The organism is Brevibacterium sp. 50QC2O2 (genome assembly GCF_024580675.1).
GTDB classification, from domain to species: domain Bacteria; phylum Actinomycetota; class Actinomycetes; order Actinomycetales; family Brevibacteriaceae; genus Brevibacterium; species Brevibacterium moorei.
This window is the reverse complement of sequence record NZ_JANIJZ010000015.1, coordinates 41,361-66,305: the sequence shown is the minus strand read 5'-3', so window position 1 is coordinate 66,305 and position 24,945 is coordinate 41,361. Positions and strand designations below refer to the sequence as shown.

Annotated in this window: 28 protein-coding genes and 1 pseudogene; 3 read left to right on the top strand and 26 right to left on the bottom strand. The window is 65.4% G+C overall.

Annotation, left to right across the window (positions count from 1 at the left end; genetic code table 11):
- Positions 1–40: 40 nt before the first annotated feature.
- From NQ038_RS12330 to NQ038_RS12320, 3 genes are all read right to left on the bottom strand, one after another.
- Positions 41–2,686, bottom strand: a complete 2,646-nt coding sequence (locus NQ038_RS12330) for a hypothetical protein (RefSeq protein WP_257062692.1) — start codon at positions 2,684–2,686, stop codon at positions 41–43.
- A 63-nt stretch (positions 2,687–2,749) separates the two neighbouring features.
- Positions 2,750–4,024, bottom strand: coding sequence for an ABC transporter substrate-binding protein (locus NQ038_RS12325; protein ID WP_257062690.1), 1,275 nt, complete (start codon positions 4,022–4,024; stop codon positions 2,750–2,752).
- 263 nt (positions 4,025–4,287) lie between these two features.
- Positions 4,288–5,109, bottom strand: coding sequence for an exodeoxyribonuclease III (locus tag NQ038_RS12320; RefSeq protein ID WP_257062687.1), 822 nt, complete (start codon positions 5,107–5,109; stop codon positions 4,288–4,290).
- A gap of 210 nt (positions 5,110–5,319) precedes the next feature.
- Here NQ038_RS12320 and NQ038_RS12315 point away from each other — a divergent pair, with 210 nt between their 5' ends.
- On the top strand, positions 5,320–5,811 hold the full coding sequence (locus NQ038_RS12315; RefSeq protein WP_257048593.1) for a GNAT family N-acetyltransferase: 492 nt from the start codon (positions 5,320–5,322) through the stop codon (positions 5,809–5,811).
- 61 nt (positions 5,812–5,872) lie between these two features.
- Here the strand turns inward: NQ038_RS12315 and NQ038_RS15695 are convergent, their stop codons facing one another.
- The 6 genes and pseudogenes from NQ038_RS15695 to NQ038_RS12285 form a co-directional block, all read right to left on the bottom strand.
- A complete protein-coding gene (locus NQ038_RS15695; protein WP_257062686.1) occupies positions 5,873–7,141 on the bottom strand; it encodes an alpha/beta hydrolase-fold protein in 1,269 nt (422 codons plus the stop codon).
- An 82-nt stretch (positions 7,142–7,223) separates the two neighbouring features.
- Positions 7,224–8,015 carry a heme ABC transporter ATP-binding protein gene (locus NQ038_RS12305; protein ID WP_257062684.1) on the bottom strand — a complete coding sequence of 264 codons (792 nt, stop codon included), beginning with the start codon at positions 8,013–8,015 and terminating at the stop codon, positions 7,224–7,226.
- Complete coding sequence (locus tag NQ038_RS12300; protein WP_257062683.1) at positions 8,012–8,311, bottom strand: iron ABC transporter permease; 300 nt, start codon at positions 8,309–8,311, stop codon at positions 8,012–8,014. Before NQ038_RS12300 ends, NQ038_RS12305 begins: the two co-directional genes overlap by 4 nt.
- A 106-nt stretch (positions 8,312–8,417) precedes the next feature.
- Positions 8,418–9,008: pseudogene (locus NQ038_RS12295) on the bottom strand (FecCD family ABC transporter permease); the annotation flags it as partial.
- A 97-nt stretch (positions 9,009–9,105) separates the two neighbouring features.
- Positions 9,106–10,188: an ABC transporter substrate-binding protein gene (locus NQ038_RS12290; protein WP_257062682.1), complete on the bottom strand. Its 1,083-nt coding sequence runs from the start codon at positions 10,186–10,188 to the stop codon at positions 9,106–9,108.
- 93 nt (positions 10,189–10,281) lie between these two features.
- Positions 10,282–10,947 (bottom strand): heme oxygenase (biliverdin-producing), encoded by a 666-nt coding sequence (locus NQ038_RS12285; protein ID WP_257062681.1) that lies wholly within the window; start codon positions 10,945–10,947, stop codon positions 10,282–10,284.
- 143 nt (positions 10,948–11,090) lie between these two features.
- Here NQ038_RS12285 and NQ038_RS12280 point away from each other — a divergent pair, with 143 nt between their 5' ends.
- A complete protein-coding gene (locus NQ038_RS12280) occupies positions 11,091–12,275 on the top strand; it encodes an FAD-binding oxidoreductase (RefSeq protein WP_257062680.1) in 1,185 nt (394 codons plus the stop codon).
- 126 nt (positions 12,276–12,401) lie between these two features.
- On the opposite strand, the gene NQ038_RS12275 is transcribed toward NQ038_RS12280, so the two are convergent.
- The gene (locus NQ038_RS12275; RefSeq protein ID WP_257062679.1) at positions 12,402–13,286 is read right to left on the bottom strand and encodes a bifunctional methylenetetrahydrofolate dehydrogenase/methenyltetrahydrofolate cyclohydrolase; all 885 of its coding nucleotides are present in this window, start codon (positions 13,284–13,286) and stop codon (positions 12,402–12,404) included.
- Positions 13,286–14,569 (bottom strand): serine hydroxymethyltransferase, encoded by a 1,284-nt coding sequence (gene glyA, locus NQ038_RS12270; protein WP_257062678.1) that lies wholly within the window; start codon positions 14,567–14,569, stop codon positions 13,286–13,288. Before glyA ends, NQ038_RS12275 begins: the two co-directional genes overlap by 1 nt.
- Before the next feature lie 182 nt (positions 14,570–14,751).
- On the opposite strand from glyA, the gene purU reads away from it, so the two are divergent.
- Positions 14,752–15,624, top strand: a complete 873-nt coding sequence (gene purU / locus NQ038_RS12265) for a formyltetrahydrofolate deformylase (protein ID WP_257062677.1) — start codon at positions 14,752–14,754, stop codon at positions 15,622–15,624.
- A gap of 234 nt (positions 15,625–15,858) precedes the next feature.
- Here the strand turns inward: purU and rplQ are convergent, their stop codons facing one another.
- The 15 genes from rplQ to rpsH all read right to left on the bottom strand — a co-directional run bounded on the left by rplQ (position 15,859) and on the right by rpsH (position 24,939).
- Positions 15,859–16,365 (bottom strand): 50S ribosomal protein L17, encoded by a 507-nt coding sequence (gene rplQ, locus NQ038_RS12260; protein WP_257048581.1) that lies wholly within the window; start codon positions 16,363–16,365, stop codon positions 15,859–15,861.
- 21 nt (positions 16,366–16,386) lie between these two features.
- Positions 16,387–17,385, bottom strand: a complete 999-nt coding sequence (locus NQ038_RS12255) for a DNA-directed RNA polymerase subunit alpha (protein WP_257048580.1) — start codon at positions 17,383–17,385, stop codon at positions 16,387–16,389.
- A gap of 95 nt (positions 17,386–17,480) precedes the next feature.
- Positions 17,481–17,888: a 30S ribosomal protein S11 gene (gene rpsK / locus NQ038_RS12250; protein WP_257059536.1), complete on the bottom strand. Its 408-nt coding sequence runs from the start codon at positions 17,886–17,888 to the stop codon at positions 17,481–17,483.
- A gap of 29 nt (positions 17,889–17,917) precedes the next feature.
- The gene (rpsM, locus tag NQ038_RS12245) at positions 17,918–18,286 is read right to left on the bottom strand and encodes a 30S ribosomal protein S13 (protein ID WP_257048578.1); all 369 of its coding nucleotides are present in this window, start codon (positions 18,284–18,286) and stop codon (positions 17,918–17,920) included.
- 314 nt (positions 18,287–18,600) lie between these two features.
- The gene (gene rpmJ, locus NQ038_RS12240; RefSeq protein WP_257048577.1) at positions 18,601–18,714 is read right to left on the bottom strand and encodes a 50S ribosomal protein L36; all 114 of its coding nucleotides are present in this window, start codon (positions 18,712–18,714) and stop codon (positions 18,601–18,603) included.
- An 81-nt stretch (positions 18,715–18,795) separates the two neighbouring features.
- Positions 18,796–19,017, bottom strand: a complete 222-nt coding sequence (infA, locus tag NQ038_RS12235) for a translation initiation factor IF-1 (RefSeq protein ID WP_257048576.1) — start codon at positions 19,015–19,017, stop codon at positions 18,796–18,798.
- 247 nt (positions 19,018–19,264) lie between these two features.
- Positions 19,265–20,089: a type I methionyl aminopeptidase gene (gene map, locus NQ038_RS12230; RefSeq protein ID WP_257048574.1), complete on the bottom strand. Its 825-nt coding sequence runs from the start codon at positions 20,087–20,089 to the stop codon at positions 19,265–19,267.
- On the bottom strand, positions 20,089–20,652 hold the full coding sequence (locus NQ038_RS12225; RefSeq protein ID WP_257062676.1) for an adenylate kinase: 564 nt from the start codon (positions 20,650–20,652) through the stop codon (positions 20,089–20,091). Before NQ038_RS12225 ends, map begins: the two co-directional genes overlap by 1 nt.
- A gap of 81 nt (positions 20,653–20,733) precedes the next feature.
- Positions 20,734–22,029 (bottom strand): preprotein translocase subunit SecY, encoded by a 1,296-nt coding sequence (gene secY, locus NQ038_RS12220; RefSeq protein WP_257048572.1) that lies wholly within the window; start codon positions 22,027–22,029, stop codon positions 20,734–20,736.
- A 284-nt stretch (positions 22,030–22,313) separates the two neighbouring features.
- Positions 22,314–22,766 (bottom strand): 50S ribosomal protein L15, encoded by a 453-nt coding sequence (gene rplO, locus NQ038_RS12215; protein WP_257048571.1) that lies wholly within the window; start codon positions 22,764–22,766, stop codon positions 22,314–22,316.
- Between the two features lie 2 nt (positions 22,767–22,768).
- Complete coding sequence (gene rpmD / locus NQ038_RS12210) at positions 22,769–22,951, bottom strand: 50S ribosomal protein L30 (RefSeq protein ID WP_257048570.1); 183 nt, start codon at positions 22,949–22,951, stop codon at positions 22,769–22,771.
- Positions 22,951–23,607 (bottom strand): 30S ribosomal protein S5, encoded by a 657-nt coding sequence (rpsE, locus tag NQ038_RS12205; RefSeq protein ID WP_257048569.1) that lies wholly within the window; start codon positions 23,605–23,607, stop codon positions 22,951–22,953. Before rpsE ends, rpmD begins: the two co-directional genes overlap by 1 nt.
- Positions 23,604–23,984, bottom strand: a complete 381-nt coding sequence (rplR, locus tag NQ038_RS12200) for a 50S ribosomal protein L18 (RefSeq protein ID WP_257048568.1) — start codon at positions 23,982–23,984, stop codon at positions 23,604–23,606. The genes rpsE and rplR overlap by 4 nt, the downstream gene beginning before the upstream one ends.
- Positions 23,985–23,986: 2 nt before the next feature.
- On the bottom strand, positions 23,987–24,523 hold the full coding sequence (gene rplF, locus NQ038_RS12195; protein WP_257059533.1) for a 50S ribosomal protein L6: 537 nt from the start codon (positions 24,521–24,523) through the stop codon (positions 23,987–23,989).
- Between the two features lie 17 nt (positions 24,524–24,540).
- Positions 24,541–24,939 carry a 30S ribosomal protein S8 gene (rpsH, locus tag NQ038_RS12190; protein ID WP_257048566.1) on the bottom strand — a complete coding sequence of 133 codons (399 nt, stop codon included), beginning with the start codon at positions 24,937–24,939 and terminating at the stop codon, positions 24,541–24,543.
- Positions 24,940–24,945: the final 6 nt, after the last annotated feature.

Sequence of the window (24,945 nt, the reverse complement as noted above, 5' to 3'; positions counted from 1 at the left end):
AACCGCTTTGCGGATGGCCTATGTGCGTTGTCCATGTGCTTCACCGCTTCCTATTGCGAGCCACTGCGATTGCCACGACGGCACCGGTGCCCAGCACCAGCACACCTCCGGCGGCCATGAGAAGAATGTCGTTCCATTTCAGATTCGAGGGCGAATAACCCTTGCCCAGGTAGTCGGACAGGTTCGCCCCTGCTACCCCGGCCCCGCGTTTGAGCGGCAACTGAGCCCAGCCGGCCAGTTCGCCCTTCCGGTTCGCCAGGACCAGCTGGTAGTCCCCCTCGGGCAAGTTCGTCACGTCCAATTGGATCTGGCTCGCGGTATCCACCTGCAGCCAGCCGATCGGGGTCTTGCCCGGATAGATGTAGAGGTAGACCCATTCTCCCGGGGGCACATCCTTCCCCATTTTCAAGGTGACCAGATTGCCGTTGATCTTGCCGGTGACCCCACCGGTATTGTCCTGATTGAGTTCCTCAACGGAATCGATCGGCGAGTCCACGGGCTTATCCGGCATCGGGATGCTCTCCACCGGTTCGGCCGCCTCCCCGGCGCCATCATCCTGGTAGATCGTCTCCTCCACGACGGTATTGTCACCGCCCTGGACATCGTTGGGTCCTTCGTTCGCCGCGTTTGCGCCGGCTTCCGTCGAAACCTCGTCCACATCCGTGTTCGGCCCGCTCATCTTCTTCCAGCCGACGACCTTTTCATCCTCGTCCTGGAGTACGACGTAGAACTTGCCCTCCGGAAGTTGGGACTGAGCGTATTTGATGTCCAAGAATCCCGAACCGCCCATGGTCAGCCATTTCCGCTCCCCATGGGGATACGAGGCGGTGGTGTACTGGTCGTACAGCGAGATGAAAGCGTAATCCTTGGGCTTCAAGCGTGCGCTGTAGCCGGTCAGGGTGCCCTCGGAGTAGAAGGACCTGAATCCGTTCTGATTCTTCTTCGTCAAATCCTCGTTCGGGTCGATCAGGTCCGGGGCCAGTGCCGGAACACAGGCGTTGACACAGAACTTATTGGTGTCGATGGCCTGCACGATTGCGTTCTGCTTGGTCGAACCGGTGAGCAACCGGATCGTGTGGATGCCGGCGTCGAAGGCCGGATCGGTCTTGCCCTTGCCCTTACTCTTGCCGCTGGGCAGGGTGATCGTGGTCGAGAAGCTGCCGTCGCCGCTGTTCACGGTGATCATGTCCCATACGCTGGCCATGGTCAGGGTCTGGGTCTGCTTGGGCTTCTTCATCCCGGGGGCATTGCCCGAATAGGGCGCGTTCTTATTGCCGTCGAGTTTCAGGGCGATGCTTGCTCCGCCGCTATCGGGATCCTTCGGGTTGTTGCACCAGCCCTCGCCCGTCATGGTGATCTTCTCACCGAAACCGTACTTGGGGTACTTCGAGGAATCCCCGCGCTTGTATTCGACCTTGACCGTCGGTGTCTTGAGATCGGTCGTGCACGATTTGGTATTGGGGTCCAGATCGCCTGCGTACTTCTTGCCGTCGACGATCAACGGATTGGACGTGACGCTGTGCTTGGTGTCCCCCTTGACCGAACCGGTGTCAAACGACGCGGTCAACTTGGAACCCTCTTTCAGCTCAGCAGAGGAATTGCTCTGGTACTTCGCAGGCAGATTCTCCTTCTGTGGGATCGGCACCGTAACCGGCTTGTCCTGACTGCCGATCGTTCCGTCGTCTCCGGCCTTGATCACCTGCCAGATACTGGCATTCGCCTTGCCGGTCCCCGGGTCCTTGAGCACCCCGCCTTCGTCGGCGTCGGTACGCTGGAACTGGAAATCGGTGCCATCGCGACGGCCCACTCGGGAGTTGAGCTTGAGGAGGACATTGGAGCCCTTACTCTTATCCGTGGTCGTCCAGCCCGCACCCCAGATGGACATGGTGCTGCCGGCCTTGCTCGACACCTTCTGCTGTATGCACGCCTGGGCGGTCTGGTTGCCTCCCACATGGGTGACCTTGACCTGGTCCGTGCTGCAGTTGATCGTCTGGGTGCCCTTGGGGGTAATGGAGATCTTGCCGACCGGAGACCGCTGTGTGTCATTCGGAACGACGGTGGTGATCTGGCCACTGAGCATTTGAATCTCGTGGGACTGGCCGACCTTCCAGTGGTTGCCGCTCTGTTCGTTGTTCCCCATGGGCGGGGCGAACTCGGCCTTCCAGTTACCCTTCTTATCCGCCAGAGCCGCCGTCCACACGCTGGGACGGGTCAGGTCGCCGGGACCGCCGGAGTCCTTCTTCCGCGGAGCATACGTCTTCCCATTGAGTTTGATGGAGTAATTGCGCCAGTTCTGGCCGTCCTTGCTCCCGCCACCGTCCAGTTTGATGCCGATGGCGGAGCCGGTCTTACCGGCTTGGTCCTGCCAGCCGGTGCCACACAGGCGCAGTTTGCCGTCCAAGGCGAAGGTATCGGCGACGAAGTACTTGTACTCCCGACCCTTCCCGTCAGTCTCTGTGTGTTCCTCACCGTAGCCGGCACAATAGCCGGCCTTGGAACTGGCCGCCCGGACACTGCCCGTGGGGACGTTCGCGTCAGGTGTGGAGTCACCGCCGACGACTGAGGAATAGCCGCGGCCCTCGGTTCCCAGGCCCGCGGTCGTCTTGGCCTGGGCCGGTGCCAGGCCGCCCATTCCACCGGCCGCGATCAGGACCAGCCCGACGAGCATTCCCAGGAATACCGTCACTCGCTTCGGATTCAGCGCACTGTGAAGTCTGCGAATCATCATTCTCCAATTACCGCGCAGGCCTCAGCCCGGCACGACGACATTGCTGTTCTTCTTGCCCGGTGGGATCGGGGTGCTGCCTCCACCATCGCCGGGATCTATTGAGGGGGAATCTTCGGAACCGTCGGCCCCGGGTGGCACGTCCTCGCCCGATCCGCCGATGCCGGACTCGTCGCCACCGGCGTCATCGGCCCCGGCCGAATCTCCTTCGGGCGCCTGGTCGGTGCCGGCTGCGGGCGCATCGCCCACCGTTCCCTTGCCCTGGCCCTTGGCGTCCTCCTTGATCATGAGGTCTTCGACGTTGTCGACGATCGCGTTCATCAGGTAATAGCTGCCGGTGGACGTCCACATCGAACCGTCGACGGGGAACACGTGGTTCTGTCCGAAGGCCTGCAGCTTGGAGAACCCGGGGGTTCCGGTGGCCGTGCGCAGCTGTTCCTGCCCTGCGGCAACATCCACACCGCCACCGGCATTCGGGTTGCTGATCGAGGCTCCGCCCAGACTGCCGAAGTACATATAGTCCGCGTCGATGTCCTTGATGTTCTCCAGGGACACCGGTTCGGAGTGCCCGCGCCCGTCCATGTCCTGGTTCTTGGGACGCTTCATCCCCATATCGGTCAGCGCCTGGCCAGGAGGCAGCTCCTTCAGGATGAGCGAGGCGGACCCGCCCTCCCACCGGACGATCGAGTACGTCTTGTCCAGCAGACCCTTGGACTTCAGCTCGCCGGAGACTTCCTTCGTCCGCTTGTCATAGCCGGAGATCAGGGATTCCGCCTTGGCCTCCTCGTTGAGGGCCTTCGCGGTCAGCCGGAAGTTGTCCTTCCACGGGCCGCCGGCGTAACCGGTGTAGACCAGGGGCGCGATCGCCGCGAGCTTGTCCAGAGCCTGTTGGTTGTTGTTGATCGAGGTTCCGTCCACCAGGATCAGATCGGGCTTGGCCGCGCCGATCTTCTCGTAGTCCGGATTGGCCACACCGCCCAGGATCTCCAGGTCGCCGCCCTTGACGGCCTCGCCTTTGTCCTTGAGGTAGTTCGACACCGTCGACTGACCGCGCCCGGAGACGATCCCGATGGGCTTGGCGCCCAATGCCAGTGCGGCATCGGTGGTCGGTTCGCTCAGGGTCACAACCCGTTTGGGCTTCATCGGCACGTCGATCGACTTATCGTCCACGTCCTTGATCGGTCGCATGGGGCCCGAAGCGTCCAGTTCCATGTTTCCGGAACAACCTGTCAGGGCGACCATGGCCACCACAACCGAGGCCGCGAGGGCGCCCAGCGTGTGCTTGTGGGGATAGCGCATCGTTTAAAACAACCTTAAAGAAAACATAGCTTTGCCTCAGAAGAGTATCACCCCGCTACGCTATTAAGGTCAACATGCCTTCCGTAAATCCCACAGCTGTGGCATACCGCTATACACCGGTCTTACAGCACCCTGACCAGCTATTACCCAGGGGTGCTTCAGGCACGCAAAAGCCCCCGCCGGAATGCGGAAGACCCGGTAACAGCGTCACCGGGTCTTCTGCGGAACCAGACGGGGGCTACCCGTTCGGACAGTGGCGCCGGCTACACGGCGGCCGGCCCAGATATGTCGTATTTCACATTGAGTGGGGCATGATCGCTCCACCTTTCGGCATAGCTGTCAGCCCTGTCGATGGAGAAGGCCTGGGCGGATTCTGCGAGCGCGGGAGTGGCCATGTGGTAGTCGATCCGCCAGCCCGCATCGTTGTCGAAGGCCTTCCCACGCTGGGACCACCAGGTGTAGGGCCCGGGGACCTCGCCGGCCAGGGACCGCTGCACGTCGACCCAGCCGATGTCATCGGCGTCGAAGAAACGGTCGAAGTAGGCGCGTTCCTCAGGCAGGAAGCCGGCCTTCTTCCTGTTGGCCTTCCAGTTCTTCAGGTCCAGTTCGGTGTGGCAGACATTCAGGTCGCCGGTGACCACTGCGTAGTCGGCATGTTCGGCCAGCTGCGGCATCCGGGCGATCATCTGGTCGAGGAAGTGGTACTTGTCGACCTGTTTGGGGGTGTCGACCTCGCCGGAGTGCACATAGGCACTGACCAGGGTCAGGAGTTTGCCGTCGGCCAGTTCGAAATCCGCCTCGAGCCAGCGGCCGGCGCGGTCGAAGTACTCATCCCCGTTGCCGATCCGCACGTCCTTGGCCGGCACCTTCGACAGGATCGCAACTCCAGCCCGGCCCTTGGCCTCGGCGTCGGCGGAGTAGACGTGCCAACCCAGGGGTTCCAGCAGGTCGGGGGCGATCGGATTGGCCGCGCGGACTTCCTGCATGGTGATGAGGTCGGAGGTGCTGGTCGTAAGCCACGGTTCCATGCCCTTGCGCATCGCGGCACGCACGCCGTTGACATTGACGGTACTGATTCGAAGCATGGCCCCATCATGTCATGGCAAATGCTCAGCAACCGGGGACTGCACCGACAAGGCCACCCGGCGCTATGCTGGAATCACCCGGGCAACCGAGACGGACATCACTGAGACACAGGTCATAGTCGACTCCGGGTGATCATGACATTTTCAATTTCGACGCCAGGTAGAAAGCGCTACAGTTGTAACCACCACTGACATTCATGAGGAGCAGCCATGGCCGACACCCAGACCTACGATCAGTCCCACCTGCGGATCAGTCCGTTGGATGAGGTCGATCCCACCGAACTGCGCGACTTCCTCGTCTCCACCCAGAAATCCTTCTGGGGCGCCCGTGACCTCACGGAGGACTTGGACGCCTACTGGGTTCGCCAGCTGGGCGGATCCGGTCTGGTCGCCAGGTACCAGAACGAGATCGTGGGCTATCTGCTGGGCGTCATCCCGATCAACGGACCTGCCTACATCCACCTGGTCGCAGCCCGCGACGACTTCCGCCACCACGGCGTCGGCCGCCAGCTTTACAACCGCTTCATCGACGATGCCAAGGGGCTGGGAAAGGACGAGGTCCAGGCCACCGCGTTCCAGGACAATGTGGGCGCCATCAGCTTCCACACCTCGGTGGGCTTCGAGGGCGAACTCATCGCCAACTACGCCGGCCAGGGAATCCCCCGGGTGTTGTTCACCCTGGGCCTGAACAAGGACTCCTGAACCGCATAGCGGATGCGCTGGGGCCGGGATCGATCATTCGATCCCGGCCCCAGCGTTGTTTTCAGCGCAGGAGTTCTGCGGCCTGGGCGATGCTGTGCGGAATCCACCAGGACCAGTCGTGGCCGCCGGACACAGCCGTGACCGCGGGCCCCACGTCCAGTCCCAGTCCGCCCAGCTCTGCGTGCAGGCCGGTACAGCGCGCCACGGCGTTGCCCTCGAACCGTCCGGCTGCGAGCCGCAGGCGCATCCGGGCCGAGGTCCCACCCGGCTTCCGCTGACTCTTCGGCACCGCCCCTCGTACGAGTGCTCGGGCTAGCAGCTCGGCGAAGTCCCCCTCCGGATAGCGCCACAGTGACGGCGACTGCACAATCCCGGTCCCGCAGGCACCGGGGTCCGCGGCCAGGGTGAAGAGTGTGGACAGCCCGCCGAAGCTCGAGCCGGTGACCATGCGCTGCAGTGGATCGCGGCTGATCCGCACCCGGCCGGTCCCCGGCGACTCCAGGCCCGTATTCAGCAGGAGGGGCACCAGGGTCCGCGCCACCCACTGCGCACGACCGCCCGGCACACCCAAGACCTGCGCCCGGTTCGGCCCCGACTCGACGAACACCGCTGTGACCGGTGGCAACAATCCCGCTTCCACCGCTGCGGCTAGGAACCGCGGGGTGTCGTGGTTGCGCACATGTGCTTCGCCGTCGAAGAACACGATGAGCGGCGTTTCCCGGGTGCCCGCCGAGGACGCGGCCCACCACCAGACCGCGGGTCCGCCATCCATGTCACCGGGGCCCTTGCCCGGCGGGCCTATAGGGCCGCCGGTGTCACCGCCCAGCCGGTGTACCTGAACATGCTCGGGCCAGGACTCGGGTGTGAGAAACAGATCGAGGACCGGATGTGCGGCCGCGTTGATCGCCGGCACACAGATCAGGGATGTTCTGGCCCCGCCCTTGACCGTCAGCCCGCGCGGATTGGCACAGCCGGCGGACATCCGCACGTCCGGGTGCTCCAGGCGTTTGAGTCCGGTGGTCCACCAGGGAGGATCGGCCCGCCCACGGTACTCGGCGAAGCGGTAGCCGGCGATCCAGTCCGCGGGTGCTGCGACCTCGGCGGCGAACCAACCGGTACCGCCCACCGGATGCAGGTCCAGCGCGTCGACGGGGTCCGGGTTCCACCAGCCGCTGGGGGCCAGGGCCACGGCCCGGGCATCTGGGGCGAAGTGAAGAAAACGGACCCAGACCTGCGTCCCGGCCGATCCCGCGACCGGGCCCAGGACCTCGGGTGCGGAGCTCGGCACATCGTGCAGCGGGGCCGTGAGAGCGCGACTGCGCACGGGCACGCGATGCACTACACGCGGCCGCGGGCCCGGGCGCCACGGATCGGATGCGGCAACCGCCTCGGCGTCGGTCATTTCGAAGTGCTCATTTCGGCACGATGACCAGTTGGCCGGAATCCGGTGAGCGGAAGACCTCGACGGGGTGGCCGTAGAGCTGCTCGATCCGCTGTGCGGTCAACACCTCCTCCGGTGTCCCATCACCGGTCAGGTGACCGCCCGCCAGCATCAGGATGCGGTCGGCATGGCGCGCGGCCTGGCCCAGGTCGTGCACGATCGCCACGACGATCGCCCCGCTGTGCGCCAGATCCTTGGCCGCCCGCATGACGTCCTCCTGGTGCTTCAGATCCAGGGCCGCCGTCGGTTCGTCCAAGAGGTAGATCGAGGTGTCCTGGGCCAGGGTGCGGGCGAAGGCGGTCCGCGCCATCTCACCCCCGGACAGGGTTGTGACATCGCGGTCGGCCAGGTGCGTCACCTGTGCCCTGGCCATCGCCTCGGCCACGATCGCATCGTCGGCAGCGGACTTGGGGTGGGGCAGCCGGCCCAGTTCCACCAGCTCCCGCACGGTGAACCCGAAGGTCGGATGCTGCTCCTGCTCCATCACCGCGCGCACGCGGGCCAGCTCGCCGGCGTTCCAGTCGTGCGGCGCATGCGGCCCTATCAGCAGTTCACCCGCCGAGGGCCGCAGATTGCCGGCCAGCACATTGAGCAGGGTGGATTTGCCCGCGCCGTTGGGTCCCACCACCGCGATGAGCGAGGGTTCCTCCACGGTGAAGCTGATATCGCTCAGCAGTGCGCTGGAGCCCACGGCGAAGCCCAGGGACTGTGCGCGGATCGGATGCAGTTCGCGGGTCATCCGCGGTTCGGCCGACGGGCTCATGGCCGCCCCTCCCTCGAACGCAGGACGAGGAACAGGAAGAACGGCGCGCCCAGCGCCGATGTCAGCAGGCCGATCGGGACCTCGGCCGGGGGCGCGACGGAGCGCGCGATCGTATCAGCGACGACAAGCAGCAGGGCGCCGGTCAGTGCCGACAGCGGCAGCAGGCCGCGGTGCGCGGGGCCGGTGAGCAGCCGCACCACGTGCGGGACCACCAGGCCCACGAAGCCGATCGTGCCTGCGAAGGCCACCGTGACACTGGTCAGCAGGGCCGACAGGATGATCAGCCAGCGCCGCACGGACACGACGTTGAGGCCCAGATAGTACGCCGAGCGCTCCCCCAGGGGTCAGTGCGTCCAGTTTGCGGTGCATCAGGCACAGCACGATGACGCAGACGATGACCACCGCTGCGCCGACCGCCAGCTTGGTCCAGTCGATGTCGTCCAGTGAGCCCATCTGCCAGAACACCACGGACTGGAGCTTCTCGTCATCGGCGAGGAAGGTCATAAAGCCGGTGATCGCGGAGAACCCAGCGCCCACCGCGATGCCCACCAGCAGCAGGCGCGAAGTCCCGTAGCCCCTGCCGGGGCGGGCCAGGGTGTAGATGATCGCCACGGCCAGCAGGCCGCCGCAGAACGCCGCGGCCGGGACCAGCCACTGGTAGAGGCCCGCGCCCACCGAGGACAGCAGCACAATCGCGACGACCGCGCCTGTCGAGGCGCCGCCGGACACCCCAATCACGCCTGGATCGGCCAGCGGGTTGCGGAACAGACTCTGCATAACAGCGCCGCTGACGGCCAGAGCGGCCCCGGTCAGGGCACCGAACAGGATCCGTGGCAGGCGCAGGCTCATCACGACCGAGGTCTCCAGGGCCGGCTGCTCACTGCCGAATCCGAAGAACTTGTGCGCGATGATCTGCACGGTGGTACCCGGGGAGATCTTCACCGGGCCGATCCCCACCGACAGCACGATGGCCACGATGACGGCCACCACCATGATCGGCAGGCCCACCCCCAGGGACAGGCGCCGGGCGCGACGCGAGTCAGAACCGGCTACCACGTCGGCGGATGTGGGTTCAGGTGCCGGGTGTAGCTCAGTTGGAGCCATCGGCCAGGGCCTTGCCCAGGGCCAGCGCGCCCGCGCCGATGGCCGGACCGCTCACGGAGATCTGCTCACTGGGCATGACGTAGATCTGGTTGTTCTTGGCAGCAGGGGTGTCGGCCAGCGTGGGGAAGGCCTGCAGGAAGCCCTCGGCGCCGCCCCATTCCTCGACGTCGCCGGTGCCCATCACGATGACATCGGGCTTGGCGTCCAGCAGACCCTCCTTGCTGAACTTCACGGAGTACCCGCGCAGTCCGGCCTGTTCGCCCACGGAGGTCGCGCCGATCGCCTTGACGATGTCCGCGCCGGCCGTGCCGCTGCCGACGACCGCATTGGCCCCGCCGGCACCGTTCGAGGTGACCTGCAGGATCTTCTTGCCCTTCAGCTTGTCCTTGTAGGTGGCTGCTTCCTTCAGCTGATCGCCGACCTTCTGGGAAACTTCCTTGGCGGCTGCGTCGGCACCCACATAGGATCCGACGTCGGTGATCTTCTTGGTCGTCTCCTCCTGGTCGCTGTAGACCGCTGCGCTCACGCCGGCCTCGCGGAACTTCTTGGCGACCTGCCCGTGGCGGTCCACGTTGTCGCCGATGAACATGGTGCCCTTGACGGACAGCAGGCCCTCGACACCGGTCTTCTGCGAGTACTCGAAGTGTTCGGGCGCGTTCTTGGCCGTGGGCGTCACCGAGTTCTGCGGTGCCGCGTAGACCTTGTCGGACAGACCCAGGGAGTCCAGAATGCTGACCACGCCGTCGCTGGCTGCGATGATCTTGCTGGCGTCCTTGACCTCGACGGTCTCGCCGGTACCGTCCTTGACCTTGACGGGGAGTTTGGGTTCGGCCTTGGCGGAGGGAACCTCGCCGCCGGCCACATAGTGCCAGCCTTCGGGGACGTTCTCCTGGCCCGTTCCCTGGGACGCGGCGGAGCCGGAGGCCTCCGATCCACTGCCGGAGCCCTGCGCACCGCAACCGGTCAGCAGGAGGGCCGCGGTGGTCCCCGCGGCAGCCAGGGTCAAGATGTTCCGGGTGCGCAGGTTCCGGACGGACTTAGAGGCGCGCATCTGAGTAAGGGCGAACATGCCTCCAGACTATTAAGGTAGTCCTTTGATCACAAGCGATCCTGCCGATTTGAGGCACAGCCCACACATGTAGTCAATACACATAGTACGAGGTCAGGCGGCCATGCCGCGAGCCACGCCCAGGTCGTGGAACACCGCCTGGTTGAGCTTGTAGCCCAGGGCGGCCTCCTCGATGAAGGCGTCCTGCTGCTCCGGGGTCAGTGCCGCAGAATCCAGGCGGTCACGGTAACCGTCCTTGAACACCTTGGGCTTGGAGATATCGGGGAAGGTATACATATTGAGCGCCTCTGAGTCCACACCGTAATGCCGACCCACCAGGCGGGCGATCGCCAGGCCACCGGACAGATCGCCCATATAGCGCAGGTAGTGATGGGCCAGCAGGCGTTCGGCCGGCAGACCCGAACGGATCCGTTCCGCCAGGGCAACGGTCGCCGGCACCGGGCGGGGCGCGCCGCGGTCGTCCCCGGCCAGGACGTGCAGGTCCGCGTTGATCGCGGCCACGCGCTCCAGTCCGTCGTCATGGAAGGCTGCGATCACCGGGTCGGCCGAGCGCACGCGGACCTCCGCCTCCAGGGCCGCGTAGATCACCGCATATTGTTCGAGCAGGGCGATATAGGCATCCGTGTCCAGGTTGCCCTTCATCAGCTCCACGATGAACGATTCCGATTCCGCATTGCGGTGCGGCTCCATCGTGGTCTCCCGCAGGCGGCGGGAGAAGCGGGATTCCTGCACTGGCTGGTCGCTGAGCGTCTGAGTCATGATCGTTCCTTAGGGTCGGTGGCAACTAAGCTTAGGTCACACTTATCTATTTTGCATCCGTGTTCCGTGAACGCCAGCCGAGGCCGCTCACGGGTTGGAACAGCAGCGGCCTGCACTGTGCCCGCGCCCGGTAACGTAGTCGTATGAGCTCAGCTATCGTGATCGGCGGAGGCATCGCGGGAGCCGCCACCGCATTCGAACTGGCCGCCCGCGGCATCCGGACCACCCTGATCGACGCCGGCCACACCGGCCAGGCCACCGCCGCCAGCGCCGGGATCCTGCAACCATGGTCCAGTTCCGTGACCGGGGACTTCTACCGCCTGTACTCCCACGGAGCCGCACACTACCCCGGACTGCTGGAACGCCTGGCAGGCCGGGGCATCCACACGACCTCCTTCGCACGCACCGGCGGCCTCTTCGTGTCCCGCGACGAATCCACCGTTGCCACCGCCCTGGAACGGACCCTGGCGCGCAAGGACGCGGGCGAGGAGCTGATCGGCGATGCCAGGATGCTCAGCTCCGCACAGCTGCAGGCGATGTTCCCGCCCCTGGCCGCGGGCCTCACGGGATTCTTGGTCCCCGGCGGCGGACACGTCGACGGGCGGGTCTTCCGCGATGCGCTCCTCGATGCTGCGGTGGGCCTGGGAGCGCAGGTGATCCGCGGGCGCGCCGAGCTCGGGGCGGGTCTCGGAGCGGTCGGCGCTGAACAGGCGGAGGCAAGCACAGCGGGAGCCGTCACGGTGCACCCGCCGGCGGGGGCCTCGGCCACGGCGGGCAGTGCGCATCAGGCCACGGGAGGCACTGCCGATCGGGCCCAGGTCCTGCACGCCGATGCGATCGTCGTCGCCTCCGGCGCCTGGACCAATGCGCTGCTGGCGCCCTTGGGCATTGAGGTGCCCCTGCACCCGCAACGCGGGCAGATCACCCACCTGCGCGTCGAGGGCGTGGACACCTCGGGCTGGCCCAGCGTCCACATGGGCGATCACTACCTGGTGGCCTTCGGCGATTCCCGCGTGGCTGTGGGAGCCACCCGCGAGCACGAGGCCGGCTTCGACCCGCGCGTCACCGCCTCCGGCCAGCTGTCCGTCCTGGCCAAGGCCCTGGACGTGGCGCCCGGCCTGGCCGACGCCACCCTGATCGAAACCCGCGTGGGGCTGCGGCCCTACCCCGACGCGGAACTCCCCCTGTTCGGCAGGCTCGCCGACAGGCTGTACCTGGCCACCGGGTTCGGCGCGGGCGGACTGACCATGGGCCCGTACATCGGCTCGCTCGTGGCCCGGGCAGTGGCCGAAGACGCCCAGGTCGAAGCCGCGACCATCGGCTCCTGAGGGCATACCAGGGCACAACAATGGGCAGTCACTTTGGTCTGGTTTCCGGGGGTGGAACCAGACCAAAGTGACTGCCCATTGTGGGAGGACCTGCCAAGAGCGGGAGGCCAGCCCATTGCGCGACGTTCAGTCCTGCACGGTGCGCTCCGCGGCCTCGACCACGTTCGTCATCAGCAGGGCGACCGTCATCGGGCCAACGCCGCCGGGGTTCGGCGACAGGTAGCCCGCAACATCCGCCACGGCCGGCTCGACATCGCCGTAGACCTTGGCCTTGCCGGTCTCCGGATCCGTTTCACGTGTGACGCCCACATCCAGCACCGCAGCACCCGGCTTGACGTCGGCGGCCTTCACCAGGTGTTTCACCCCGGCCGAGGCCACGATCACGTCGGCCTGCTTGAGGTACTTCGGCAGGTCCACCGTCCCCGTGTGCGTCAGCGTGACGGTCGCGTTGATCTCCCTGCGGGTCAACAGCAGGCCGATCGACCGGCCGATCGTCACACCGCGGCCCACGACCACCACGTGCTTGCCCTTGAGGTCATAGTCGTTGCGCAACAGCAGCTCGATCACCCCGCGCGGCGTGCACGGCAGCGGGGAGGTGATCGGCGCATTGACGTTGAGCACCAGCTTGCCCAGGTTCGTCGGGTGCAGCCCGTCGGCGTCCTTGGCCGGATCGATCCGCTCCAGGATCGCATCCGTGTCCAGGTGCCCCGGCAGGGGCAGCTGCACGATGAACCCGTGGCAGGTGGGGTCGGCGTTGAGCTCGTCGATCAGCGCCTCGACCTGTTCCTGCGTGGCATCGGCCGGCAGTTCGCGCTGGATCGAGTTCATCCCGATCGCCACGGACTGCTTGTGCTTCATCCCCACGTACAGCTGCGACGCCGGGTCCGCGCCCACCAGCACGGTCGCGATCCCCGGGGTCACGCCCTTCGCCTTGAGTGCTGCGATGCGTTCGGCCAGCTCCGCCTTGATCGCCTTGGACGCCTCGCGCCCGTCCAGTCTCACAGCCGTCATCAGTACTGCTTCAGCCCCTCGTACAGCGGGAAGTCGGCAGCGATCTTATCGACTCGCTTGCGCAGCGCCGCCGGGTCGGCACCCGGCTTGAGCGCCTGCGCGATGATGTCGGCGACCTCGGCGAATTCGTTGTCGCCCAGCCCGCGCGTGGCCAGCGCCGGCGTGCCGATCCGCAGGCCCGAGGTGACCCGCGGCGGGCGCGGATCGAAGGGCACCGCATTGCGGTTGACGGTGATGCCGACCTCGTGCAGCAGATCTTCGGCCTGCTGGCCGTCCAGATCCGAGTTGCGCAGGTCGACCAGCACCAGGTGGGTGTCGGTGCCCTCGGTCAGGACGGACACGCCGTTGGCGGTCACGTCCGGTTCCAGCAGGCGCTCGGCGATGATCTTCGCACCGCGCAGCGTGCGCTCCTGACGCTCCTTGAACGCCTCCGAGGCCGCGATCTTTAAGGCGATCGCCTTCGCCGCGACCACGTGCATGAGCGGGCCGCCCTGCTGGCCGGGGAACACAGCGGAGTTCAGCTTCTTCGCATTGTCCGGGTTCTTCGACAGGATGAAGCCCGAACGCGGGCCGCCGATCGTCTTGTGCACGGTCGAGGACACGACATCGGCGTACTCGACGGGGTTCGGGTGCAGGCCGGCGGCCACCAGGCCGGCGAAGTGCGCCATATCGACCCACAGGGTCGCGCCGATTTCGTCGGCGATGTCGCGGAAGGCCTGGAAGTCCAGCTGGCGGGGGTAGGCCGACCAGCCGGCAACGATCACCTTGGGACGGTGCTCCAGGGCGGTTTCGCGCACCTTGTCCATGTCGATCCGGTGCGTGGTCGCGTCCACCTTGTAGGACGACACATCGTAGAGCCGACCGGAGAAGTTGATCTTCATGCCGTGGGTCAGGTGACCGCCGTGGGCCAGGTCCAGGCCCAGCATGCCGTCGCCGGCCTTGGCGAAGGCGTGCATAACGGCCGCATTGGCCTGCGCGCCGGAGTGCGGCTGGACGTTGGCGTACTCCGCGCCGAACAGGCTCTTGGCCCGCTCGATCGCCAGTTCCTCGGCCACGTCGACGAACTCGCAGCCACCGTAGTAGCGCTTGCCCGGGTAGCCCTCCGCATACTTGTTCGTCAGCACCGAGCCCTGTGCCTGGAGCACCGCGCGGGGCACGAAGTTCTCCGAGGCGATCATTTCCAGGGTGGTCTGCTGCCGGTTGAGTTCTTTGTCCAGCACCGCGGCGATCTCGGGATCGACCACGTCCAGCGGCGCATTGAACAGGTTATTGGAATCGGTCATGAAGTTTTCCTCTTGTGTGGGGCTCACGACACCGCTGTTGAGGGCGGCAGCCGCTCACGGTATTGGCTACACGGGCGACTCCCCCAGGTTATCAGCGCGCCGGCCGCCAGGCCCGCGCCGGCCGTCATCTGGGCACTGGGATCGGCCTGCGACCGGCCATGGTGTGGCGGTAAAATCGGACCATGTCTGAAACCCTCGAACCCACCGTTTCCCCCACGAACTGGACGCTGAGCATTTCGTGCCCTGACCGCGCCGGCATCGTGCACGCAGTATCCGGCGCCCTGCTGCGCCTGGACGCCAACATCACCGAATCGCGCCAGTACGGCTCGCCCGACTCCCAACAGTTCTTCCTGCGCATCGAGTTCGAGGCCGATGCCACGGCCGATGACATCCACGCCGCTTTGGCCGCGGACGCCAAGCGCCTGCAGCTCGACGTCAAGCTGGCGCCCACCGGCCGCAAGATGCGCACGCTCATCATGGCCTCGAAGACGGGGCACTGCCTCAACCAGCTGTTGTTCGAACACGCTAACGGCGGCCTGCCGATCGAGCCGGTCGCGGTGCTGAGCAACCACCCGGACCTGGCGCCGATGGCCGAGTTCTACGGAGTGCCATTCCACCACGTGCCGGCGACCCCGGAGACCAAGGAGGCCGCCGAGGCCGCGCTGCTACAGCTGGTCGACGACCTGGACGTCGAGCTGGTGGTGCTGGCCCGGTACATGCAGGTGCTCTCCCCCGCACTGTGCGAGAAGATGGGCGGGCGGATCATCAACATCCACCACTCCTTCCTGCCCGGCTTCAAGGGCGCCAAGCCGTACCAGCGCGCGCACGCCCGCGGGGTCAAGCTGATCGGCGCGACGGCACACTACGTCACCGCGGACCTGGACGAGGGCCCGATCATCGAACAGGACGTCACCCGGGTAACCCACGCGCAGACCAATGCGGATTTCGTCCGGGCGGGCTCGGAAATCGAGGCCTCGGTCCTGGCCCGCGCAGTCAACTGGCATGCGCAGGGCCGCGTGATCCGCGACGGCCAGCGCACAGTCGTCTTCGCCTAAGGGTCCTGGCTAGTTTGGGCGGTCTGTTTCAGATTGGGCGGTTTGAACGGCCCAATCTGAAACAGACCGCCCAAACTTCGCCGTGCGCCCGGCGTCCCGGGCCCCGTACTCAGCGCCCACACGCTCCGGACGTGCAGAAGGGGCCGGCCCACCTTGCGGTGGACCGGCCCCTTCTCTGCGAAGCTGGGTTGAAGCTACGTCAAGACTGAGCCCGACGCAGGCCTCAGATCAGCGTCACTTGGCCTCTTCGGCTGCCTCGGTGGCTTCGGCCTGGGCCTCGTCCTCCTGGGCACCGGACTCGACGTCGGCTTCCACGGCGGGGGCTTCGGCAGCTGCATCGGCGACTGCTTCGGCTTCCTTCACGGTGGCCTGCTTGGGCGAGTAGGGCTCCAGCACCAGTTCGATCACGGCCATGGGCGCGTTGTCACCCTTGCGGGGACCGATCTTCGTGATGCGGGTGTAGCCACCCGGACGTTCGGCAACGGCCGGAGCGATCGAGGTGAAGAGCTCGTGCACGATGCTCTTGTCCGTGATCGACTTCAGCACGCGGCGGCGCGCGGCCAGGTCGCCCTGCTTGGCGAAGGTCACCAGGCGTTCGGCCACCGGACGCAGGCGCTTGGCCTTGGTCACCGTGGTCTTGATGGACTTGTTTTCAAAGAGCTGGGCTGCCAGGTTGTTGAGCATCGCCCGCTCGTGCGCCGGGGATCCGCCGAGGCGGGGACCCTTGGTAGGCGTAGGCATGGGTAAATCTCCTTGGAATTCTTAGAACTGCTCGTCTTCGACGAACGCGTCGTCGTCTGCGGGGGCGTCTTCACCGAAGCCGGCGGGGCTGTCCTTGAGGCTGAGGTTGAGCTCGGCGAGCTTCTCCTTGACCTCGTCGATGGACTTCGAACCGAAGTTGCGGATGTCCATGAGGTCCGCCTCTGACCGGGCGACGAGTTCGCCGACCGTGTGGATGCCCTCGCGCTTCAGGCAGTTGTAGGACCGGACCGTCAGGTCCAGATCCTCGATGGCCAGCGCCAGGTCCGCAGCCATGGCTGCGTCCACCGGCGACGGGCCGATCTCAATGCCCTCCGCTTCGACGTTCAGTTCCCGGGCGAGCCCGAAGAGTTCGACCAGCGTCTTGCCCGCGGACGCCAGGGCGTCGCGCGGAACGATGGACGGCTTGGTCTCAACGTCGACGATGAGACGATCGAAGTCGGTCCGCTGTTCGACGCGGGTCGCCTCGACCTTGTAAGTCACCTTCATAACCGGCGAGTAGATGGAGTCGACCGGGATCCGGCCGATCTCCGCATCGGGGTTCTTGTTCTGCGCCGAGGACACATAACCGCGACCGCGTTCGATCGTCAGTTCCATGTCCAGCGAAGCGGACTCGTTCAGCGTTGCGATGAACAGATCCGGGTTGTGGATCTCAACGCCACCGGGAGCCGAGATATCGGCAGCCGTGACGATGCCGGGGCCCTGCTTGCGCAGGTAGGCCACGACGGGCTCATCGAATTCCGAAGACACGACAAGGGACTTGAGGTTAAGAAGGAATTCGGTGACGTCTTCCTTCACACCGGGCACGGTGGTGAACTCGTGCAGAACACCGTCGACGCGGACACTGGTGACAGCTGCACCAGGAATCGACGACAGCAGAGTGCGACGCAGCGAGTTGCCGAGGGTGTAGCCGAAGCCCGGTTCCAGCGGTTCGATGACGAAACGGGAACGGTATTCGGAGACGACCTCTTCCGTGAGCGTGGGGCGCTGTGCAATGAGCACGTGGGCTTCCTTTCAGCGAGCATCCGCTATATGACGCTCGCAATGCCAGAGAGTGAGAACTCTAAACGCTTGCGGTGATTAGTGCTGGGGCGTTCTCAGCCGCGGCGACGCTTCGGGGGACGGCAACCGTTGTGCGGCACCGGGGTGACGTCCTGGATCGTGCCCAGTTCCAGGCCGGTGGCCTGCAGCGAGCGGATCGCGGTCTCACGGCCCGAACCCGGGCCCTTGACGAAGACGTCGACCTTCTTCAGGCCGTGTTCCTGTGCGCGGCGGGCAGCGGATTCCGCGGCCATCTGAGCGGCGTAGGGGGTCGACTTGCGCGAACCCTTGAAGCCGACCTCGCCGGACGAGGCCCAGGAGATGACGGCACCGGTCGAGTCGGTGATCGACACGATGGTGTTGTTGAAGGTGGACTTGATGTGAGCCTGGCCGTTGACTACGTTCTTCCGGTCCTTGCGGCGAGGCTTACGCGCAGCAGCGGCAGCGCGAGACTTGGGAGGCATGTGTGATTCTCCTGATCGAACCTGAGGGTTTACTTCTTCTTACCGGCGACGGTGCGCTTCGGACCCTTGCGGGTACGGGCGTTCGTCTTGGTACGCTGGCCGCGGACGGGCAGGCCACGACGGTGGCGCAGGCCCTGGTAGCTGCCGATTTCGATCTTGCGGCGAATGTCGGCTGCGACCTCGCGGCGGAGGTCACCTTCAACCTTGAACGTGCCCTCGATGTAGTCGCGCAGGCGCACGAGCTCATCGTCGGTCAGGTCCTTCACACGGGTGTCGGGGCTGACACCGGTCTCCGTCAGGGTCTGGCTCGCACGAGTGCGGCCCACACCGAAAATGTATGTCAGGGCGATTTCCACGCGCTTCTCACGCGGGAGATCGACTCCGGCAAGACGTGCCATTATTTCTCCAGTTGTTTGTATCGAAGGTGCTTACTCAGGCCTGTCCGGTCCGGAGCGCAGCCCGTGTGGGCCCGTCTTCCGGCCTGGTCCCCGGCCTTCGAACCGGGGGTGTCGTCCCGTGCAATTCGTCCATGCCTCCCGGGGCGAACGCCCTGGGTGCTCTGGAAGGTTGTGCGCGGGGGTCGAGACCTGCTTGGGTGTGGTCTCACCGTCTCCCTGCCGCTCGCCCCACCACCGGTTATCGGCGGCCGAGGTCACTGTGGGTCGGGTGCGAACCGTCTGATCTGCGAAAGCTTGGGTCCGGAGTTCCGGACTCAGCCCTGACGCTGCTTGTGGCGCGGGTTCGTGCAGATCACCATGACGCGCGAGTTGCGGCGGATGACCTTGCAGTTGTCGCAGATCCTCTTGACGCTAGGCTTTACCTTCATAGCTGTTCCTTTGTTCCACGCTCAAATCCCCACCGGCTGCAAGCCCGCGGGGATCGGACGCGAAATTGTCGAAAAGATCTTTTACTTGTACCGGTAGACGATACGTCCGCGCGACAGGTCGTAGGGAGACAGCTCCACCACGACACGGTCTTCGGGAAGGATGCGGATGTAATGCTGGCGCATCTTTCCGGAGATGTGCGCGAGCACCAGGTGGCCGTTGCTCAGCTCGACCCGGAACGATGCGTTCGGGAGAGCTTCGACGACGGTGCCCTCGATCTCAATGACCCCTTCTTTTTTGGCCATATCGACTGGTTACCCCATTTTCTCGCAGACCTACTGCGTTTGGATCGCGTCGCGGGCGATCACCCGCCCGCTTCTACCGTGGTCTGCGCACCCATCGCCCCGGCGAACCAAAGGCATGACGAAGTCCACAGACCAAAACACCACTGTACACGCCCCTTCCCCCCGATGACAAGAGCGCCCGGCCCCTATGGCCTATGGCGTGCACCACGCATAGACCGGAGGGGCCGGGCCGAAGAGCCACGGGCGATTAGAGCGGGACCGGGGTGATGCCGTAGGGCGCCAGCCCCGCGAGACCCCCGTCCTCCTCCGTGAGCACCCAGATGCCACCGGCATGACGGGCCACCGTGTTCTCCCAGTGGCTGGCGCGCTTGCCGTCGACGGTCTTGACCGTCCAGTCGTCTTCGAGCGTGACCGTTTCGATGCCGCCGGCGGTGAGCATGGGCTCCACGCACAACACCATGCCGGTCTTCACCCGTGGGCCCTGGTTCGAGGCCGCGAAGTTCAGCACCTCGGGTTCCATGTGCATGGCGGTGCCGATCCCATGACCGGTGAACTCCTCCACCAAGCCCAGATCGGGGACGTTCTCCGTGGCATAGGCATCGATCGCATTGCCGATGTCGCCGACCCGCCGGGCCGTGGCGAAAGCGGCGATACCCGCCCACATCGCGGCCTCGGTCGCATCGGAGAGTCGCTGATCGGCCGGGTCGGCGTGCTGCGGCCCGCCCACGATCATCGTGAAGGCGGAGTCCCCGTGCCAACCGTCGACGATCGCCCCGCCGTCGATCGACACCAGGTCGCCGTCGGCCAGCACATAATCGTCTGGGATGCCGTGGACCACGGTGTCGTTGACGGAGATGCACACGGTCGCGGGATAGCCGTAGTAACCCAGGAAGTTCGGCGTCGCACCCGCGTCCGCGATCGCCTTGGCCGCGGCCGCGTCCACATCCCTCGTCGTATTGCCGGCCACACAAACGGCGCGGGCCGCCTCGAGGGCGGCCCGCGTCACCAGACCCGCGCGACGCATCGCGCGGATCTGATCGTCCGTCTTCAGCTGGACGTGTGATCCGAACATCAGGCCTGCAGAGCCTTCAGCAGACGATCCGTGACCTCGTCGATCTCGCCCAGTCCGTCGACCTGTTTGAGCAGGCCGCGGTCGGCGTAGATCGTCGTCAGCGGCTGCGTTTCGGCCGCGTAGACGTCCAGCCGGTGCCGGATGACGTCCTCGGTATCGTCGGAGCGACCCTGAATCTGCGCGCGGGCCAGCAGCCGCCCGACCACCTCGTCGGTGTCCGCGGTGAGTTCGACGACCGCGTCCAACGCGACGTCGGCCGCAGCCAGCATCTTGTCGAGTTCGTCGACCTGGGCCGCAGTGCGCGGGTACCCGTCGAGCAGGAAGCCGTTCTTCGCGTCGTCCTGGCCCAGCCGGTCGGCGACCATCTTGTTGGTCACCTCGTCCGGGACGTATTCACCTGCGTCCATATAGCGCTTGGCCAGCTTGCCCAGCTCGGTTTCGCCCTTGACATTGGCACGGAAGATGTCACCGGTGGAGATCGCCGGGATGTGCAGGGCCTCCTGCAGCCGAGCGGCCTGGGTGCCCTTGCCGGCCCCGGGCGGGCCGATCAGGATAATGCGCATGGTGTGTCCCTCCTTGAGGATCGGGGATTGTGTGGAAAACCAGAAGGGCGCGGCGACCAGGAGGGCTGCCGCGCCTGCGGGCTACTTCAGCAGGCCCTCATAGTGGCGCTGTTGCAGCTGCGAGTCGATCTGCTTGACCGTCTCCAAGCCGACGCCCACCACGATCAGCAGCGAGGTACCGCCGAACGGGAAGTTCTGATTCGCGTCGATCAGGATGAAGGCGATCAGTGGCAGTGCCGCGACGAAGGCCAGGTAGATGGACCCTGGGAAGGTGATCCGGTTGAGCACGAAGCTCAAGTACCTGGCGGTGGGATTGCCCGCGCGGATGCCTGGAACGAAGCCACCGTACTTCTTCATATTGTCCGCGACTTCCTCCGGGTTGAAGGAGATCGCCACGTAGAAGAACGCGAAGAAGACGATGAGCACCAGGTAGATCGTGATGTACAGCGGGTGATCGCCCTTTGTCAGGTACGTCTGGATCCACTGCACCCAGCCGGACTGGGGGTCGCCGAACTGTGCGATCAGGCTGGGCAGGTACAGGATCGAGCTGGCGAAGATGACCGGGATGACACCGGCCTGGTTGACCTTGATCGGAATGTAGGTCGAGGTGCCACCGAACATCCGGCGGCCCACCATGCGCTTGGCGTATTGGACGGGGATTCGGCGCTGGGACTGTTCGACGAAGACCACCAGGGCGACCACTGCCAGGCCCACGATCACGACGATCGCGAAGACGTCGATGCCCTTGGACTGCAGGATCGAGCCGAAGGCGGACGGGAAGCCCGCTGCGACCGAGGTGAAGATCATCAGCGACATGCCGTTGCCGATGCCGCGTTCGGTGATCTGCTCGCCCATCCACATGATCAGGGCCGTGCCGGCCGTCAGGGTCAGGATGATGACGACGATGTTCCACCACTGATCGTCGGGGATCAGGTTGTCGCAGCCGGCCTGGTTGCCGAACAGCGCGCCGGTGCGCACCGTGGTCACCAGGGTGGTGGCGTTGAGGATCGCCAGGCCGATCGTCATGTACCGGGTGTACTGGGTCAGTTTGCCCTGCCCGGAAGCGCCCTCTTTGTGCAGGGCCTCGAACCGGGGGATCACCACGCGCAGCAGCTGGGTGATGATGCTGGCGGTGATATAGGGCATGATGCCCAGGGCGAAGATCGACAGCTGCAGTAGCGCGCCGCCACTGAACAGGTTGATCATCGCGAACGCGCCTGTCTCCGCGGAGGCGATGCAGGCCTTGACGGCCTCGTAGTCGACTCCGGGTGCAGGGATGAAGCACCCCACGCGGTACAGAACGATTACACCGAGGGTGAAGAGGAGTTTGTTCCTCAGATCGGGCGTCTTGAATGCCCGCCCAATTGCGCCGAGCAAGCGTCCTCCAAACTTTGGTCGACGTCAGTGCGCCGATGGTGGTGTCCGCGCCACACCCCTGCTTGGGCGCGCGACACGGTGAAACATGAATGCCAGGTTGAACCCTACCAGCTTTAAGGCATGCCTTATGAACCGGGCCGGTTCGCTGAGACAGGGCCGCGGGCCCCCAGCGGGGCGCGAGCCCTGAATGCACGCGGGGGAGGATACCGAATCCGGTATCCTCCCCCGCGTCACTTACGCTGAGCGCACGAGCCCGCGGCTCGGTGAGTCGCAGGTGATGCGTCTCACGCGGCCGTGGTCGATCCGCCCGCGGCGTTGATCTTCTCAACGGCGCTGGCCGAGAACTTCGTGGCCGTGACATCCAGCTTGACGGTGATCTCACCGTCGCCCAGGACCTTCACCGGCTGGTTGGGGCGCACAGCACCCTTGGCAACCAGGTCGGCGATCGTCACGGTACCGCCCTCGGGGAACAGGGTGGAGAGCTTGTCCAGGTTCACGACCTGGAAGACCACCTTGTTCGGGTTCTTGAAGCCACGCAGCTTCGGCAGACGCATGTGCAGCGGCGTCTGGCCACCTTCGAAGCCGTGGGGCACCTGGTAACGGGCCTTCGTGCCCTTGGTGCCGCGACCGGCCGTCTTACCCTTCGAGCCCTCACCGCGACCCACGCGGGTCTTGGCCTTGTTCGAGCCCGGGGCGGGACGAAGGTTGTGGAGCTTAAGAGCGCGTTCTTCCGCCATGATCAGTCCACCTCTTCCGTCTTGACCAGGTGGCGAACGACGTTCAGCAGTCCGCGGACCGAGGGCGAATCCTCACGCACGACCGAGGCGTGCGGGTGATTCAGGCCCAGGGTCTTCAGGGTTTCGCGCTGGTTGCGCTTGCCACCGATACCCGACTTGATCTGAGTAATCTTGAGCTTTGCCATCAGGCCTTCGCCCCCGTTTCAGCAGCCGCACGCAGCAGAGCGTGCGGAGCGACCTCGTCCACGGGCAGGCCACGGCGAGCCGCGACCTCTTCGGGACGCTCGAGGCCCTTGAGGGCCGCGATGGTCGCGTGCACGATGTTGATCGCGTTCGACGAACCGAGCGACTTCGACAGGATGTCGGAGATGCCGGCGCAGTCGAGGACGGCGCGCACCGGACCACCGGCGATAACACCGGTACCGGGAGCGGCCGGACGCAGCAGCACGACGCCGGCAGCGGCCTCGCCCTGCACGGGGTGCGGGATCGTCTTGCGGACGCGGGGGACGCGGAAGAAGTTCTTCTTCGCCTCCTCGACGCCCTTGGCGATGGCCGCGGGAACTTCCTTGGCCTTGCCGTAACCGACGCCGACCATGCCCTCACCGTCGCCCACGACGACCAGAGCCGTGAAGGAGAACCGACGTCCACCCTTGACGACCTTGGACACGCGGTTGATGGTCACAACGTGTTCGATGAACTGGTTGCGGTCGTCGCGGTCACCACGGTTGCCGCGACCACGGCCACCGTCGTTGCCGCGGCCACGGCCGCGGCCCTGACCCTTGCGGTCTTCGTTCTTCGCAGCGGAATCGTTGTTCTGCTGCTGGGTTTCTTCAGCGCTCACAGGGACAGCCCTCCTTCACGAGCTCCTTCGGCGACGGCCTGCACACGGCCGTGGTAGGCGTTTCCACCGCGGTCGAAGACCACGGCTTCCACGCCGGCGGCCTTGGCCCGTTCGGCGACGCGGGCGCCGACCTGACGTGCCTTGGCGGTCTTATCGCCGTCGAACGTCCGCATGTCGGCTTCCATCGTCGAGGCCGAGGCAACGGTGTTGCCCACGGTGTCGTCGATGACCTGGACGAAGACGTGACGCGAAGAGCGGGTGACGACCAGACGCGGACGTGCCGGCGTACCGGAGATGTGCTTGCGCAGGCGTGCATGACGGCGCGCACGAGCGGCCGCCTTGCCCTTGCCGTAGCGCTTCTTGATACCAAAGGCCATGGTTACTTACCAGCCTTTCCAACCTTGCGGCGTACAACTTCGCCGGCATAACGCACACCCTTGCCCTTGTAGGGTTCGGGCTTGCGCAGCTTCCGGATGTTTGCTGCGACCTCGCCGACCTGCTGCTTATCAGCGCCGGAGACGGTGACCTTGGTCTGGCCGTCAACGCTCAACGTGATGCCTGCCGGCGGTTCCACGGTGATCGAGTGGCTGTAACCCAGGGCGAATTCGAGGTTCGCACCCTTCGCCTGCACGCGGTAACCGGTGCCGACGATTTCGAGCTTCTTCTCGTAGCCCTCCGTCACGCCGATGATGGCGTTCTGGATGAGCGTACGGGTCAGGCCGTGCAGCGAACGCGATTCGCGCTCGTCGTTCGGGCGCGACACGGTGATGATGTTGTCGTCGATCGACACGGTGATCGGGTCGGCGACCCGAACGTGCAGTTCGGCCTTCGCGCCCTTCACATCGACCTGCGAGCCGTTGAGCTTGACCTCAACGCCGGCCGGGATGGAGATCGGCTGCTTGCCAATACGTGACATTGTGCTTTCCCCTTCCTTTACCAGACGTAGGCGAGGACTTCCCCACCCACGCCCTTCTTGGCCGCTTGCTTGTCGGTCAGCAGACCGGAGGACGTCGACAGGATCGCGATGCCCAGGCCGCCCAGAACCTTCGGGAGGTTCGTGGACTTCGCGTAAACGCGCAGACCGGGCTTCGAGACGCGCTTGAGGCCGGCGATCGAACGTTCGCGGTTGGGGCCGAACTTCAGATCGAGCGACAGGGTCTTGCCGACCTCGGCGTCTGCGACGCTGTAGTCGGAGATGTAACCCTCCGCCTTGAGGATTTCAGCGATGTTCACCTTCAGCTTGGAAGAAGGCATGCTGACATCCTCGTGGTACGCCGAATTGGCGTTGCGCAGACGCGTAAGCATGTCTGCGACGGGATCAGTCATAGTCATTGGGCT

Coding starts and splice junctions, on each gene's coding strand:
- glyA (WP_257062678.1), bottom strand. CDS start 14,569: ATGACCGATTCCAATAACCTGTTCAATGCGCCGCTGGACGTGGTCGAT.
- rplR (WP_257048568.1), bottom strand. CDS start 23,984: ATGGCCTTTGGTATCAAGAAGCGCTACGGCAAGGGCAAGGCGGCCGCT.
- map (WP_257048574.1), bottom strand. CDS start 20,089: ATGTTCGGATCACACGTCCAGCTGAAGACGGACGATCAGATCCGCGCG.
- NQ038_RS12315 (WP_257048593.1), top strand. CDS start 5,320: ATGGCCGACACCCAGACCTACGATCAGTCCCACCTGCGGATCAGTCCG.
- NQ038_RS12320 (WP_257062687.1), bottom strand. CDS start 5,109: ATGCTTCGAATCAGTACCGTCAATGTCAACGGCGTGCGTGCCGCGATG.
- infA (WP_257048576.1), bottom strand. CDS start 19,017: ATGGCCAAAAAAGAAGGGGTCATTGAGATCGAGGGCACCGTCGTCGAA.
- NQ038_RS12285 (WP_257062681.1), bottom strand. CDS start 10,947: ATGACTCAGACGCTCAGCGACCAGCCAGTGCAGGAATCCCGCTTCTCC.
- NQ038_RS12275 (WP_257062679.1), bottom strand. CDS start 13,286: ATGACGGCTGTGAGACTGGACGGGCGCGAGGCGTCCAAGGCGATCAAG.
- rpmJ (WP_257048577.1), bottom strand. CDS start 18,714: ATGAAGGTAAAGCCTAGCGTCAAGAGGATCTGCGACAACTGCAAGGTC.
- NQ038_RS12325 (WP_257062690.1), bottom strand. CDS start 4,024: ATGCGCTATCCCCACAAGCACACGCTGGGCGCCCTCGCGGCCTCGGTT.
- NQ038_RS12280 (WP_257062680.1), top strand. CDS start 11,091: ATGAGCTCAGCTATCGTGATCGGCGGAGGCATCGCGGGAGCCGCCACC.
- rpsK (WP_257059536.1), bottom strand. CDS start 17,888: ATGCCTCCCAAGTCTCGCGCTGCCGCTGCTGCGCGTAAGCCTCGCCGC.
- rplO (WP_257048571.1), bottom strand. CDS start 22,766: ATGGCGGAAGAACGCGCTCTTAAGCTCCACAACCTTCGTCCCGCCCCG.
- rpsM (WP_257048578.1), bottom strand. CDS start 18,286: ATGGCACGTCTTGCCGGAGTCGATCTCCCGCGTGAGAAGCGCGTGGAA.
- purU (WP_257062677.1), top strand. CDS start 14,752: ATGTCTGAAACCCTCGAACCCACCGTTTCCCCCACGAACTGGACGCTG.
- rpmD (WP_257048570.1), bottom strand. CDS start 22,951: ATGGCAAAGCTCAAGATTACTCAGATCAAGTCGGGTATCGGTGGCAAG.
- NQ038_RS12290 (WP_257062682.1), bottom strand. CDS start 10,188: ATGTTCGCCCTTACTCAGATGCGCGCCTCTAAGTCCGTCCGGAACCTG.
- NQ038_RS12305 (WP_257062684.1), bottom strand. CDS start 8,015: ATGAGCCCGTCGGCCGAACCGCGGATGACCCGCGAACTGCATCCGATC.
- rplQ (WP_257048581.1), bottom strand. CDS start 16,365: ATGCCTACGCCTACCAAGGGTCCCCGCCTCGGCGGATCCCCGGCGCAC.
- rpsH (WP_257048566.1), bottom strand. CDS start 24,939: ATGACTATGACTGATCCCGTCGCAGACATGCTTACGCGTCTGCGCAAC.
- NQ038_RS12225 (WP_257062676.1), bottom strand. CDS start 20,652: ATGCGCATTATCCTGATCGGCCCGCCCGGGGCCGGCAAGGGCACCCAG.
- rplF (WP_257059533.1), bottom strand. CDS start 24,523: ATGTCACGTATTGGCAAGCAGCCGATCTCCATCCCGGCCGGCGTTGAG.